This is a genomic window from Pseudomonas sp. 8(2025) (assembly GCF_052665325.1).
Genome location: NZ_JBQOIE010000025.1, coordinates 34,175 through 47,318, shown reverse-complemented (window position 1 = coordinate 47,318; position 13,144 = coordinate 34,175). Strand labels below are relative to the sequence as shown.

Sequence of the window (13,144 nt, the reverse complement as noted above, 5' to 3'; positions counted from 1 at the left end):
ATTTGGCGTAGGAGCCGGCTTGCCGGCGAAGAGGCCCGCAAGCCTTGCATCGTCCTGGTCGACGCCTTCGCTGGCAAGCCAGCTCCTACGGGCGAAGAGGCCCGCAGGTCCTCTGCTATGATCGCGCCCGGCCCAGGTCCAAGCACCTGCGCCGGGCGTTTTCATTCAAGGACCGGAATCATGGCAGAACAGCTCTACTGGCGCGACATCGAAGATTCCCTGGGCAACTGGAGTGGCCTCGGTGTTGAGGTCGAACCGGGCCCCACGAACAGACCGCCGTTGTACCTGCGCACCGGCGCCAATGCCCGGATCAAGCTGATGCACCACGACACGCCGTTGTTCTGGGCCACCCTGGCCCGTGACCACTGCGGCGTCTGGCTGGTGCGCAACCCGCTGGCGGACGGCGCCGAATGCCGGTTGCTGGCACCCATCGACTCACCCACCGTGGAGCAGCACGCCGCCCTGGCGCCCGAGCTGCGGATCAAGGCCTGGAGCCGCTATTTCGTCAGCCGTCTCAGTGAAAGCGCCCGGCACTTCCTCACCCCCGGTTTCTGGCTGGCCCAGGGCCTGCTGCCGGAGCCCTCCAGCACCGCGAGCGGCCTGGACCACTGGCGCTTCACCTCGGTGATCGACCCTTTGACCCATGTGCCCAACTGGCACCTGTACGGCGAGGATTTTCTCGACAACCTGCAACCCCAGACCCTGGAGTGGATCGACTGGTGGCATGGCGGCGGCAAGCTCATCGGCCTGCACCGTGTCGACCCCGAGGCCGGGCGCCTGAAGTGGTGGCGCAAGAAGGCCCGCGAAGGCAGCCTGCCGCCGATCCTGCTGTGGTACGTCGGCGGGTTGGCGTCCTACGTGGTGATCGACGGCCATTACCGTTTGCAGGCGGCCATCGCGGAAAACCTCGCGCCATCATTCATCGTCCTTAGCGCCACCCGCGAGCGCGGCTTCGCACCGAGCCTGGAGCATCAGCAACGGGTCATGGATTCACTGCGCAAGCGCGGCGACGCGGTGCCGCGCAACCCGGCCCTGAGCACCGAGAACCTCAACCGGGTGCTGATCCAGGCGTTCGATGACCGGCCGCAGTACCGCAGCGCTACCCCGGCCTGGGCCGGCAATGAGCCGGAGTCGCAGTGGTGCGACGAGGTGCGTCAGTGCCTGGGCGGGCAAGGGTTGGCAGACGAAGTAGACGCGGTCATTGGCCGCCATGGGTAAGGCGCTGGCCGCCTTCGCTGGCAAGCCAGCTCCTACAGGCGAATGGGCCCTCCAGCCCTCTGCTATAGTCGCGCCTGCCCGCCGCAGGGCCGGTCATTGATCAAGGATTAGGGACAATCGTGGAACAGATTTTCTGGCGTGATATCGAGGATTTGGCCGGCCACTGGAACGGCCTCGGCGTGGACGTCAAACGCCCGGCCAGCGGCAAGCCCAACCTGTGTCTGCTCAGTGGCAACAACAGCCGTATGCAGTTGGTGCTCGGCGACCAGACCCTGCTCTGGGGCACCATGTCCCGCTGCCTGTATGGCGTATGGCTGGTGCGCAATCACCTGCCGGAGCAACTGCCGCAAACCCTGGTGGGCCCCATCGACTCGCCTCAGGTGGAACAACAGGCGCGCCTCGACCCGGCGCTGCGCCTCAAGGCCTGGAGCCGCTTCTTCGTCGAGCAATTGATGCAGCACCAGCCGGACTTCTTTTACCCCGGCTACTGGCTGGTGCGGGCCCTGCGCCCGGCATCGCAGAAACCGATGCGGCCGCTGCTCAGCGGCACCGAAGCCTGGTACTTCAAGGGCGGTGAAGACGCCCTGAGCCATATGCCGCAGTGGGCGATCTATGGTCGTAACATCCTCGACAACCAACAGGCCGGTACGGCGCGCTGGGTCGGGTTGGGGGAGTACGGTGGCGCAGTAGTCGGCCTGCATGCCGTGGACCCGCATTCCGGGCGCTTGAAGTGGTGGCGCAAAAAAGCCCGCGAAGGCAGCTTGCCGCCGATCCTGGTGTGGTACGTCACCGGTCTGAGCTGCTATCTGATTCTCGATGGCCATTACCGCCTGCAGGCGGCCATCGATGAAAACCTGCCGCCGGAGTTTCTGGTGCTCAGCTCGCCGCGGCTCTACCGCTATCGCCCCAACCCGCAAGAGCAGCAGAAGGTGCTGGGGGCGCTGCAAGTGCAAATCCAGCGCAAAAAACTGGACACCGGGCGCTTCAACCAGTTGCTGATCAGCACCTTCGATGACCGGCCGTATCACGGCTTCGGCAGCCAGTCCTGGGCGGGGATTGCCTCGGAGCAAGTGTGGATCGACCAGGTCAGCGGCATTCTCAAAGAACGCGGTGACCTGAGCGATCTCGAAGAAATCCTCGAACGCGAAGCGCCGGAAGAATATCGGTGACGCCCCGCCCTAAGGCGGACGCGCCCTCTGTAGGAGCTGGCTTGCCAGCGAACAGGCCCGTAAGCCATACGCCAGCCTGAAGGACGCCTTCGCCGGCAAGCCGGCTCCTACGGGTGTAGATACGTGTGATGGGTGGGGATACGTGTTGTAGGAGCTGGCTTGCCAGCGAAGAGGCCCACAAGCCATGCGCCAAACTGACGGACGCCTTCGCCGGCAAGCCGGTTGAAAGGTCGCTGGGATGGCGTTTAGTCGCTTTCTTTTGTAAGGCATTTCCGAGAAACTGCGGGCCGCTTGAATGCGTCGGGTCGGCGGGCTAGGGTTCCGGAGCCATCGCCCAATCGATGGCTCGGATGTGCAAGTCCGGTCATGTCGGCGCATCGTTGTCAAAAGCAGTTCGGGGTTTTTTGCCCGTTGTTTCTGCGTTATGGCAGCCGTGCGTGGGAGACTTTCGAGTCTGCCGGGTTCCGATATGCCCGGTCTTGCACACCTGCGTACGGCTGCCACCCTATTCGTGTGCAAGCGAACGGTGACGGCTCCTTTGAGTTCATATCGGAGTTACACCATGAAAAAGCTCGTCCCCGATCCCCCCTCGTCCTATCGCGATCCCGCCCTCAAGGTCGCCAACGCCACCCTGCGCGTGGCCCTGGCTCAGCAACCGCTGGACCCCGCGCTGTTCCAGCTCACGACCCAAGCCACACCCGTTTCCCCCGACTCGCTGTTCAGCGTGCGCGAAGGCGTCAGCGCCGAAGAGGCCCTGGTACATGTGGCGCTGCTGCTCAAATGTGCCGAGGAGGCGTGCGATGAAATCACCCAACAGGGCAGCGGCCTGGAGCGCGGGCTGATCTGGTCCATGGTGCATTCGGTGGAGATGGCCCGCACCGTGGTGGAGGCCTTGCTCGACGGTCAGCGCGGGCCTTGAATCCGGGCATCTCCTGATACGTTTTGTCGGACGGGTCCGATTGACTGGGCTTTTTTCACGGCACAGTCTGTCGGACCTTTTTCGTCATTTCCTTGCAGGAGCTAGCCCATGCCGTTCGCCACCATCGATGGACAACCGTTGCACTACCTTGACCAGGGCCAGGGGCCGGTGGTGTTCCTGGCCGGCAGTTATTTGTGGGACACGAGCATGTGGGCACCGCAGATCGAGGCGTTGTCGGCGCAGTACCGGGTGATCGCGGTGGACCTGTGGGGCCACGGCCAGTCCGGGCCGTTGCCGGCAGGCACCGCGTCGCTGGACGATGTGGCGCGGCAGATGCTGGCCTTGCTCGATCATTTGCAGATCGAACGGGTGACCCTGGTGGGCTTGTCGGTGGGCGGCATGTGGGGCGCGCGCCTGGCCCTAGCGGCGCCGCAGCGCATCGACGGGTTGGTGCTGATGGACACTTACCTGGGCGCCGAGCCTGAGCCGACCCGGCAGTATTACTTTTCCCTGTTCCAACAGATCGAGGACAGCGGCCTGATCGCCGAAGCGCTGCTGGATATCGTGGTGCCGATCTTCTTCCGTCCGGGGATCGATCGGCACTCGGCGCTGTTCCAGGATTTTCGTGCCAGCCTCGCGGCACTGCCGGCCGAGCGCCTGCGCCAGAGCGTGATTCCCATGGGGCGCATCACTTTCAGCCGGGCGGATGTGCTGGATCAGCTGCAGCACCTGGATGGGCCGAACACCTTGCTGCTGTGTGGCAACCAGGACCAGCCGCGGCCACCTGCGGAAACCCTCGAGATGGCCGAGCGCATCGGCTGCCCTTACCAGTGGGTTCCTGACGCGGGGCATATATCCAGCCGGGAAAACCCGGAGTTCGTGACCCGGGCCTTGCTGGCGTTTTTACAGCGCAACGGCTGAAGCCTGATTCTTCCGTTGTAGGAGCTGGCTTGCCAGCGAAGAGGCCCGTAAGCCAGGCGCCCGCCTGACGGACGCTTTCGCCGGCAAGCCGGCTCCTACGGGTGGGGATGCGCGTTGTAGGAGCTGGCTTGCCAGCGAAGAGGTCCGCGAGCCATGCGCTAGCCTGAAGGGCGCTTTCGCCGGCAAGCCGGCTCCTACGGGTGGGATGCGCGTTGTAGGAGCTGGCTTGCCAGCGAAGGGGCCCGCAAGCCAGGTGCCCGCCTGACGGACGCTTTCGCCGGCAAGCCGGCTCCTACGGTTTGGGGATACGCGTTGTAGGAGCTGGCTTGCCAGCGAAGAGGCCCGCAAGCCGGGCGCCAGCCTGACGGACGCCGTCGCCGGCAAGCCGGCTCCTACGGGGAAGGGGCGGGGTTATTTGGGGCCGAGGATCTGCGTCAGCTTGCCCGGGGCCGGGGCGCCTTGCTGCTGTTGCAACTCGCCCTTGTCGTCGAGGTAGAAGATCGCCGGGGTCGCCGACAGCTCCAGCTCTTCCATCAGTTTCATGTTGGCGTCGAGCTTGGCCTGCACCGCTGCGGGAATGCTGGCCAGGGGTTTCAGGGCGCTGCCCTTGCCGGCCTTTTCGTGATCCTGCAGGGCCTGCTGCGGGTCCTTGGCGGCCAGCAGGGCGGCAGATTTGCCCGGGCTGTCTTCGCGGATGATGCCCACCATGATATGCCGCAACTGCACTTTGCCAGCCTTGACCCAGGGCCGCGCCTGTTCCCAGAACATGTTGCAGTAGGGGCAGTTGGGGTCGCTGAACAGGTAGACGATGCGTGGTGCATCGGCCTTGCCGTCGGCGATCCAGTTGCTCTTTTCCAGGTTGCCCCAGACTTCCTTGGCCATGGGCGCGTAGACCAGTTTCTGCAACGGTTCGGCGCTCAGGTCCTTGCCGTCGGCATCGTAGAGGTTGCCCAGCAGCACGTGCTTGCCGTCAGGGGTGAGGTACAGGGTCATGCCGCGGTTCTGGTACTGCGCGGCGTAGCCCTTGAGGCCGTCCGGGGCGTCGAAGCTGCCGATGATCTTGGCACCTTTTTCTTCGATCTTGCGGATGGGCGCAGGCAGTTCCTCGGCCTGTAGCAGCGGAGCGTTGAGCAACGCCGCGCCCAAAGACAGGCTCAGCAAGTGGCGGATGAAGGGCATGGCAGTTTCCTTGAAGGGGCGACCGAGGTCGGGTGGGCGCCGTCGAAGTTTTCCAGGGCCCGGGCCAGGCTGGCTTCCGAGAGTTCCCCCAGGTGGCTGCCCAGCAGGCGGCCATCGGCGCTATAAAACAGCGTAGTCGGCAGGGCCATGGAGCCCACGGCCTTGCCCAGGCGGCCACTGCCGTCGAACAGCACGTTGTTCAGGTTCAGGTCCTGGGTGGCCAGGAAGGTGCTGACGCTTTGCATGCTTTCAGCCTGGTTGACGAACAGGAAGGTCAGGTCCGGGCGTTGCTGCTGGGCTCTCTCCAGCACTGGCATCTCCCGCCGGCACGGTGGGCACCAGGTGGCCCAGAGGTTGATCACCAGCGGGCCACCCTGGTAGTCGGTGAGTTGCACGGTTTCGCCGGCGGCGTTGCGCAGGGCCACTTCCGGCAGGCGCGTGCCCTGGTCGTAGAGGGTCAGGGCCAGGGTCGCCAGCAGCCAGAAGGCCAGGCCGCTGGCCACCCCGGCACCCAATGGGCGGCGCAGCGCCGGGCGTTTCCAGCCCCAGGCCAGGGCCGCCAGGAGCATGACGATCACCCCCGGCCAGGCCAGGAAGCCGCCGTCGCGCAGGTCGATGATCATCCACAGGTCGTGCTGGTAGTGCTTCCAGTAAGCGAGCACGAAACTGACCCGGGCGGCGAGCATGCCCAAAAGGAACAGGCTGAACAGCACGGATTCGGGGTTGTCACCGCCGCGCTTGGCCACGCGCCAGCCCACCAGGGTGGCCAGGGCCAGGGCACTGATCAGCAGCAGGTGGTTGAGGGCGATGGCAAAGGTGCCGATGGTAAAGGTCAGCATCAACGGGCTTCCCGGGTCTGGGTCCAGCGTTGCAGGAAGGCGTTGGCATCCACTTCGCCGGTGATGCGCTGGCTGCGGCGTTCACTGCCGTCCGGGCCGATCCACAGCATGCTCGGTGGCCCCGGCACCTTGTAGCGGCTCAGGAGTTCGCGGCCGTCGGCGTTGTCCAGGGTCACGTCCAGGCGCAGCAGGCGCACATCCTTCAGGGCCTCCAGCACCTGAGGCTGGCCGAACACGGTTTTCTCCATGATCTTGCAGGACACGCACCAGTCGGCGTAGTAGTCCAGCAGCACCCACTGGCCCTGGGCCCGGGCGCTGTCCAGGGCGCCTTGCAGCTCGGCGGGGGACTTCACCGTGGTGAAGGCATCATGGGCCGTGACGCTATTGGCCACAGGGCCACCGCTGTAGACCTTAAGCGGCCGCCACAGGTCGTCGCCGCCACCGGCGGCACCCACCAGCAGCATGCCGCCCCAGGCCGCGAACAGCAGCGCGCCGGCACCGAACAGGTGCAGCAAGCGGCCGGCAATCGCCCGTTGCTGCCAGGCGCAGTAGGCCACCACCAGGGCCAGGGCCCCCCACAGCCCCATCCACAGGCCGGGGTTCAGTACCGGACGCAGCATGTAGATGGCGGTGCCCAGGAACAGGATGCCGAATACACCCTTGAGCAGGTTCATCCACGGGCCGGGCTTGGGCAGGAAGCGGTTGCCCAGGGTCACCAGCAGCAACAGCGGCAGGCCGATGCCCAGGCCCAGGGCGAACAGGGCCAGGCCGCCAAACAGCGCGTTACCGGTCTGGGCGATGTACAGCAGGCCGCCGGCCAGTGGCGCGGTCATGCACGGGCCCACCAACAGGGCCGACAGCGCGCCGAGAATGCCGCAGCCAATCAGGCTGCCGCCCTGGCGCTGGCGGCTGGCGCCTTCCAGGCGGTCGCGCAGCAGGGCCGGCATCTGCAGCTCGAAGAAGCCGAACATCGGCAGCGACAGCAGCACGAACAGCGCGGCGAAGCTGCCCAGGACCCAGGGTTGTTGCAGCCAGGCTTGCAGGTTGCTGCCCAAAAGGGCGGCGATTACCCCCATGCCGGCATACACCAGGGCCATGCACAGCACATAGCTAGAGGCCAGGGCCAGGCCCCGGCGCGGGCTGGCGCCGCTGCCCACCACCATGCCGGCCAGAATCGGCAGCATCGGCAGCGAGCAGGGGGCGAAGGCCAGCAGCAGGCCGAAACCGAAGAAGGCCAGCAGGCCCAGGCCCCAGGATTTGTGTTGCAGGTCATTGGCCAGCAACTGGTCCTGGGCCGAGCCATTGCTGGTGGTCGCGACGTTGCTGGCGGCCACTGCCGGCGCACCGCCCAGGTCCACTTCCAGGGTTTGCGGCGGGTAGCACAGGCCGGCGTCGGCGCAGCCTTGCCAGCCCAGCTTGACCTTGCCGCTGGCGGCGGCCGGCAGCTTCACTTCCAGGCCCTGGCGATACACCGTCTGCTGGCCGAAGAATTCGTCGCTGTGGTCTTCACCGGCCGGCAGGGTGGGTTGCAGCTCTGGCGCCACGCCGTCGAATTTCAGGCGCTTCTGATACAGGTAGTAGCCGTCGGCGATCTGCCAGAACAGCTGGGTTTCCCCTGAAGGCAGGCGCTCGGAGGTGAAGACGAAGGCCTTGCCCACCGGCAGGAAGTCGGGCTTGACCTCGAACGGGTTGTTGCCGGCGTGCGCCAGTGTGGTGAAGAGCATGAACAACAGGAGAAACAATCGACGCATGGCCAAGCCTTAAACCGGTGCAAGTTGCGAGCACAATGGCCGGTCCTGATTAACCGATGATTAACCATACTTGGCTTGTGGCCAGGAAACGGCGGGCATAATGTCCGCTTAATCCGCAGCCCGCTTAATCAACGCCTTTGTACAGGACCGACCATGCACGTACTTGTCTGTGAAGATGATGAGCTGATTGCCAGCGGGATAGTCGCCGGCCTCACGGCCCAGGGCCTGACGGTCGAGCATGTGGCCACCGCTTCGGCAGCGCGGGCCATGCTCGGCGTGGCCGATTTCGACGTGATGGTACTGGATCTTGGCCTGCCGGATGAAGACGGTTTGAAGCTGCTCAAGCAGCAGCGCCAGCAGGGCCTGGAGATTCCGGTGCTGATCCTCACCGCCCGCGACTCGGTGACCGACCGGGTCGATGGCTTGCAGGCCGGTGCCGACGATTACCTGCTCAAGCCCTTCGACCTGCGGGAACTGGCGGCGCGCCTGCACACCCTGCTGCGCCGGGTGGCGGGGCGCAGCGTCAACCTGATCGAGCACGGGCGCCTGACCTATGACCCGAGCACCCGGGAAACCCTGCTCGGCGGCCAACCGGTGGACCTCTCGCGGCGCGAGCAATCCCTGCTCCAGGCGCTGCTGCACAACCGTGGCCGGGTGCTGTCCAGCGAGCAACTCAAGGACAGCGTCTACGGTTTCAACGATGAGCTGGAGAGCAACGCGCTGAATGTGCACATCCACCACCTGCGGCGCAAACTCGGCAACGGCATCGTCGAAACCGTGCGCGGCCTCGGCTATCGCCTGGGCCCGGCCGACGGTGAGGAGAACCGCTAAGTGAGAAGCCTGCGCCTGCGCCTGAGCATGACCCTGGGCGCTGCCTTCATCCTGATCTGGGCCCTGGCCGCGGCCTGGATGCTCAGTGACCTGCGCAACCAGATGATGTTTTCCCTGGACCAGCGCCTGGTCGCTTCGGCGCGCATGGTCGCCGGGCTGCTGGAGCAGATGCCGGCGCTGCCGTCCCATGGCCCGAGCAACCAGATCAACAGCGCGGCCCTGACCATCCCCGGCGGCATGGCCTGCCAGGTCAGTTCCCTGCGCGGGCAGATCCTGGCCCGCAGCCATAGCACTCCGGAGCACCCGCTGGAAGCCGAGAAGCTGGGCTTTCACGACCAGATGATCGACGGCGCGCCCTGGCGCACCTTCACCCTGGTGCGCGGCGACATGCGCATCACCACCGCGGATCGCCAGGTCGAGCGCGAAGCCCTGAACATGTCGGTGCTGCTGGCGGCTTCGGTGCCGGTGGGCGTGGCCTTGCTCGGCTGCCTGTGGCTGCTGTGGCTGGGCATCGGCCAGAGCCTGGCCCCGCTGAACCGGATTCGTGACGCGCTGATGCGCCGCAGCGCCGACTCCCTGGAACCGTTGCAGATCCAGCCCATGCCCAGCGAGCTGCGGCCGCTGCTGGAAACCCAGAACCAGCTGTTCCAGCGCATTGCCAAGACCATCGAGCGCGAACGGCGCCTGACCGGTGACGCCGCCCACGAATTGCGCAGCCCGCTGACCGCGATCAAGACCCACCTGCAAGTGGCGCGCATGACCGAAGGTGCGGCCCGGGATCAGTCCCTGGCCCGGGCCGAGGAGGGCGCCGACCGCATGCACCGGACCCTGGAGCAGTTGCTGTTGCTGGCCCGGGTCGAGGGCAGCCTGTCGTTCGACGACGGCGTGCACTGCACTGCCGAACAGGTGGCGCGCCTGGCGATCCAGGACGCCGCCGTGGGCGCTCGGGCCCGGGTCAAGCTGCATATGCACGGCAAGGCCGGCGAGGCTGCGGTGGAAATGCCCTCGACCCTGGCCATCGCTGCCTTGCGCAACTTGCTGGACAACGCACTGCGCCACACCCCTGAAGAATGCCCGGTGGAGCTGAACCTGGAGACAGTCGGCGCCCGGGTGCGTTTCCAGGTCCGCGACCATGGTTCGGGCATTCCCGCGCAAGACTTGCAGCACCTGACCCAGCGCTTCTGGCGCGACAGCCAGAGCAGTGGCTGTGGCCTGGGCCTGGCGATTGTCCAGGCCATCGTCCAGCGTTGCGGTTGCGAGCTGAATTTCGATAGCCGCCCCGATGGCCTGCGAGTCGAGCTGACCCTGCCTGCCCACCGCGCCTGACCCATCACCGTCCACTGTAGGAGCTGGCTTGCCAGCGAAGGGGCCCTTGAGACCGCCTTCGCCAGCAAGCTGGCTCCTACGGGGCGGCATGTGCAATTTCCTCGCCCCGGGGTGTAAATCCCCACCGCGCTGAAGCGTTTTTAGAACAGGAAAACCTGTCAGTGCGCGCCCGCGCTTGGGCTGCGCATCCGGCCGGTGGCCGTTTTGCTCAAATTGCAGCGTGAGGGTTCGAGACATGTCAGCCGTTACCAGCCTGATGGAAGATTCGCCGGTGGGCCTTGGCGCCGCCCCGCAAGAGACGCTTTACCAGTTCGACGAGTCGCCCCTGCTGGCCCGCCAGAGCCGCCAGGAATCCAATGCCCGCAGTTATCCACGGCGCATTCCCCTGGCCCTGAAGCGGGCCAGCGGCATTCACGTCGAAGACGTCGAGGGCCGGCGTTTCATCGATTGCCTGGCCGGTGCCGGGACTTTGGCCCTGGGCCACAATCACCCGGTGGTGATCGCCGCGATCCAGCAGGTGCTGGCCGATGAGTTGCCGCTGTTGACCCTGGACCTGACCACCCCGGTCAAGGATCAGTTCGTCCAGGACCTGTTCGGCCTGTTGCCCGAGGCCCTGGCCGCGGAGGCCAAGATCCAGTTCTGCGGTCCCACCGGCACCGATGCCGTGGAAGCCGCGCTGAAGCTTACGCGCACCGCTACCGGGCGCAGCACCGTGCTGTCGTTCCAGGGCGGTTACCACGGCATGAGCCAGGGTGCGCTGAGCCTGATGGGCAGCCTGGGGCCCAAGCGCGCCCTGGCCGGGCTGCTGAACAACGGCGTGCAGTTCCTGCCGTTCCCCTATGACTACCGCTGCCCGTTCGGGCTGGGGGGCGCCGAAGGGGTCAAGGTCAACCTGCATTACCTGGAAAACCTGCTCACCGATCCGGAAGCCGGGGTGGCCCTGCCAGCAGCAGTGATTGTCGAGGCGGTGCAGGGCGAGGGTGGGGTGATCCCGGCCGACCTGGAATGGCTGCAAGGTGTGCGCCGCATCACCGAGAAGGCCGGGGTGGCATTGATCGTCGATGAAATCCAGAGCGGCTTCGGTCGCACCGGCAAGATGTTCGCCTTTGAGCACGCGGGGATCATTCCCGATGTGGTGGTGATGTCCAAGGCCATCGGCGGCAGCCTGCCGCTGGCGGTGATGGTCTATCGCGACTGGCTCGACACCTGGCAGCCGGGTGCCCACGCCGGCACCTTCCGCGGCAATCAGATGGCCATGGCCACCGGTTCCGCGGTGATGCGCTACCTCAAGGAACACCGGGTGCCCGAGCACGCGGCGGCCATGGGCGAGCGCTTGCGCGAGCACCTGCTGATCCTGCAGCGCGACTTCCCGCAACTGGGGGATATCCGTGGTCGTGGCCTGATGCTCGGGGTGGAGCTGGTGGACCCGGCCGGCGTGCCGGATGCCCAGGGCCATCCACCCCAGCATGCGCGCCTGGCACCGCTGGTGCAGCGCGAATGCCTCAAGCGCGGGCTGATCCTGGAGCTGGGCGGGCGCCACGGCGCCGTGGTGCGTTTCCTGCCGCCGCTGGTAATCACCGCAGCGCAGATCGACCAGGTGGCCCAGATCTTCAGCAAAGCCGTAGCGGCGGCAGTGGCCAGCCTCTAATTTTTTGCCCCGCCGTTTCGTTCCTTCTACACAACCGCCGTGCGCTGAGCGCGGCGAACCTTATCAGTGATGGAGACAAGCAATGACTTCAGTATTCGACCGTGAGGACATCCTGTTCCAGGTGGTGGTCAACCATGAAGAGCAATACTCGATCTGGCCCGACTACAAGGCCGTGCCCCAGGGCTGGCGCACTGTGGGCAAGAGCGGTTTCAAGAAGGACTGCCTGGCCTACATCGAAGAAGTCTGGACCGACATGCGTCCCCTGAGCCTGCGCCAGAAGATGGACCAGCAGGCCGTCGCCGGCTGACCTGTAGCCGCTGCCGAGCCTGCGAGGCTGCGCAAAGGGCCGCAGGACCTTCAGCGATCTCAAAAGCAGCGCCTCCTGCGGAGCCGTTCGCAGCCTGCGGCAGCGGCTACAGAGGCGCTGCCTTCTTGAGCTTGGCGGTTTTTCACGCCGGGCGATCAGCCCCCGCGCTTGACGGCCTGCAAGGTGTAGCTCAGTGGCAGGCGCCATGGCGCTTCCTTGAGTCGCCATTCGCCGCGTTCATCCACCACCATCTGCCCGGGCAGGGCTTCCCAGGGGATGCTCTGGTGCTCCACCAGTCCCGTGATGTCCAGGCCCTGGGCCAGCAAGGCGCTGATGATCTCTCCCAGGCCGTGGTTCCATTCGTGGGTCATGGTGGCCTTGAGGGGGCTGTCGGTTTCCACGTAGGTGTTTTCGTCGTCCCAGACCAGAGGCTCGCGGGTTTCGAAGTAGGGCAGTTCCACCCGCAATGAGTCGTGGTGATCTTCGTTGATGGCCCAGAGCATCGGGTGGCCTTCGCGGATGAACAGCCGGCCACCGGGCTTGAGCAGGGCGCCGACGGTCTGCGCCCAGCGCTCGATGCTCGGCAGCCAGCACAGGGCACCGATGCCGGTGTAGACCAGATCGAAGTTGCCTTGGGGCAGTACCTCGGCGGCCAGGAACACGTCGGACTCGTGGTAGTCGATAGGCGTATTGCAGCGTCGGGCCAGGGTCCGGGCTTCCGCCAGGGACGCCGGGGAAAAATCCACGCCGCTCATCTGCGCGCCGAGGCGGGCCAGGGACAGGGTGTCGGTGCCGATATGGCATTGCAGATGCACCCCGCGCAGGCCTCGGATATTCCCCAGCAAGGGCCGGTCGAACTGCACCACGTCGGACAGATAGCCGGCTTCGTCGACAAAACGCTGCACCGCGTAGTCCGCCGAGGCGGCATGCAGGGGCGCGCGTTCGTCCCAGTTGGTCTTGTTGAGTTTTACGTAGTCGCTCATGGCGCGGGCTTCTTCTCTGGGCTTTTGGCGAAGCGCAGACTAGCACCGGGAAA

Annotated in this window: 12 protein-coding genes; 8 read left to right on the top strand and 4 right to left on the bottom strand. The window is 65.7% G+C overall.

The features are described from left to right. Positions 1-180 precede the first annotated feature (180 nt). The 4 genes from ACUXVH_RS29600 to ACUXVH_RS29585 all read left to right on the top strand — a co-directional run bounded on the left by ACUXVH_RS29600 (position 181) and on the right by ACUXVH_RS29585 (position 4,227). Positions 181-1,218 (top strand): ParB/Srx family N-terminal domain-containing protein, encoded by a 1,038-nt coding sequence (locus ACUXVH_RS29600; RefSeq protein WP_065365496.1) that lies wholly within the window; start codon positions 181-183, stop codon positions 1,216-1,218. 119 nt (positions 1,219-1,337) lie between these two features. Next, a complete protein-coding gene (locus tag ACUXVH_RS29595) occupies positions 1,338-2,387 on the top strand; it encodes a hypothetical protein (protein WP_081305235.1) in 1,050 nt (349 codons plus the stop codon). Between the two features lie 562 nt (positions 2,388-2,949). After that, positions 2,950-3,306, top strand: a complete 357-nt coding sequence (locus tag ACUXVH_RS29590; protein WP_065365498.1) for a hypothetical protein — start codon at positions 2,950-2,952, stop codon at positions 3,304-3,306. Positions 3,307-3,414: 108 nt separating this feature from the next. Then, positions 3,415-4,227: an alpha/beta fold hydrolase gene (locus tag ACUXVH_RS29585; RefSeq protein ID WP_065365499.1), complete on the top strand. Its 813-nt coding sequence runs from the start codon at positions 3,415-3,417 to the stop codon at positions 4,225-4,227. Between the two features lie 411 nt (positions 4,228-4,638). Here the strand turns inward: ACUXVH_RS29585 and dsbG are convergent, their stop codons facing one another. Genes dsbG through dsbD form a run of 3 tightly spaced genes read right to left on the bottom strand, consistent with a single transcriptional unit; the run spans position 4,639 to position 7,996 of the window. Continuing rightward, a complete protein-coding gene (dsbG, locus tag ACUXVH_RS29580) occupies positions 4,639-5,406 on the bottom strand; it encodes a thiol:disulfide interchange protein DsbG (RefSeq protein ID WP_011062459.1) in 768 nt (255 codons plus the stop codon). Further along, complete coding sequence (locus ACUXVH_RS29575) at positions 5,382-6,245, bottom strand: TlpA disulfide reductase family protein (RefSeq protein WP_011062458.1); 864 nt, start codon at positions 6,243-6,245, stop codon at positions 5,382-5,384. The genes dsbG and ACUXVH_RS29575 overlap by 25 nt, the downstream gene beginning before the upstream one ends. Then, complete coding sequence (gene dsbD, locus ACUXVH_RS29570; protein ID WP_019092940.1) at positions 6,245-7,996, bottom strand: protein-disulfide reductase DsbD; 1,752 nt, start codon at positions 7,994-7,996, stop codon at positions 6,245-6,247. The genes ACUXVH_RS29575 and dsbD overlap by 1 nt, the downstream gene beginning before the upstream one ends. A 153-nt stretch (positions 7,997-8,149) precedes the next feature. On the opposite strand from dsbD, the gene ACUXVH_RS29565 reads away from it, so the two are divergent. The 4 genes from ACUXVH_RS29565 (at position 8,150) to ACUXVH_RS29550 (ending at position 12,108) form a co-directional block, all read left to right on the top strand. After that, positions 8,150-8,827, top strand: coding sequence for a response regulator (locus ACUXVH_RS29565; protein ID WP_011062456.1), 678 nt, complete (start codon positions 8,150-8,152; stop codon positions 8,825-8,827). Beyond that, a complete protein-coding gene (locus ACUXVH_RS29560) occupies positions 8,828-10,153 on the top strand; it encodes an ATP-binding protein (RefSeq protein ID WP_011062455.1) in 1,326 nt (441 codons plus the stop codon). Between the two features lie 235 nt (positions 10,154-10,388). After that, positions 10,389-11,801 carry an aspartate aminotransferase family protein gene (locus ACUXVH_RS29555; RefSeq protein ID WP_065365500.1) on the top strand — a complete coding sequence of 471 codons (1,413 nt, stop codon included), beginning with the start codon at positions 10,389-10,391 and terminating at the stop codon, positions 11,799-11,801. Positions 11,802-11,883: 82 nt separating this feature from the next. Beyond that, entirely contained in the window at positions 11,884-12,108 is a 225-nt protein-coding gene (locus ACUXVH_RS29550; RefSeq protein WP_011062453.1) for an MbtH family protein, read from the top strand. 155 nt (positions 12,109-12,263) lie between these two features. On the opposite strand, the gene ACUXVH_RS29545 is transcribed toward ACUXVH_RS29550, so the two are convergent. Next, complete coding sequence (locus ACUXVH_RS29545) at positions 12,264-13,091, bottom strand: class I SAM-dependent methyltransferase (RefSeq protein WP_019092942.1); 828 nt, start codon at positions 13,089-13,091, stop codon at positions 12,264-12,266. Positions 13,092-13,144: the final 53 nt, after the last annotated feature.

Bases quoted from the DNA above. Each gene is read 5' to 3' on its own strand.
- ACUXVH_RS29600 (WP_065365496.1), top strand. From the start codon at position 181: ATGGCAGAACAGCTCTACTGGCGCGACATCGAAGATTCCCTGGGCAAC.
- ACUXVH_RS29590 (WP_065365498.1), top strand. From the start codon at position 2,950: ATGAAAAAGCTCGTCCCCGATCCCCCCTCGTCCTATCGCGATCCCGCC.
- ACUXVH_RS29585 (WP_065365499.1), top strand. From the start codon at position 3,415: ATGCCGTTCGCCACCATCGATGGACAACCGTTGCACTACCTTGACCAG.
- dsbG (WP_011062459.1), bottom strand. From the start codon at position 5,406: ATGCCCTTCATCCGCCACTTGCTGAGCCTGTCTTTGGGCGCGGCGTTG.
- ACUXVH_RS29575 (WP_011062458.1), bottom strand. From the start codon at position 6,245: ATGCTGACCTTTACCATCGGCACCTTTGCCATCGCCCTCAACCACCTG.
- dsbD (WP_019092940.1), bottom strand. From the start codon at position 7,996: ATGCGTCGATTGTTTCTCCTGTTGTTCATGCTCTTCACCACACTGGCG.
- ACUXVH_RS29565 (WP_011062456.1), top strand. From the start codon at position 8,150: ATGCACGTACTTGTCTGTGAAGATGATGAGCTGATTGCCAGCGGGATA.
- ACUXVH_RS29555 (WP_065365500.1), top strand. From the start codon at position 10,389: ATGTCAGCCGTTACCAGCCTGATGGAAGATTCGCCGGTGGGCCTTGGC.
- ACUXVH_RS29550 (WP_011062453.1), top strand. From the start codon at position 11,884: ATGACTTCAGTATTCGACCGTGAGGACATCCTGTTCCAGGTGGTGGTC.
- ACUXVH_RS29545 (WP_019092942.1), bottom strand. From the start codon at position 13,091: ATGAGCGACTACGTAAAACTCAACAAGACCAACTGGGACGAACGCGCG.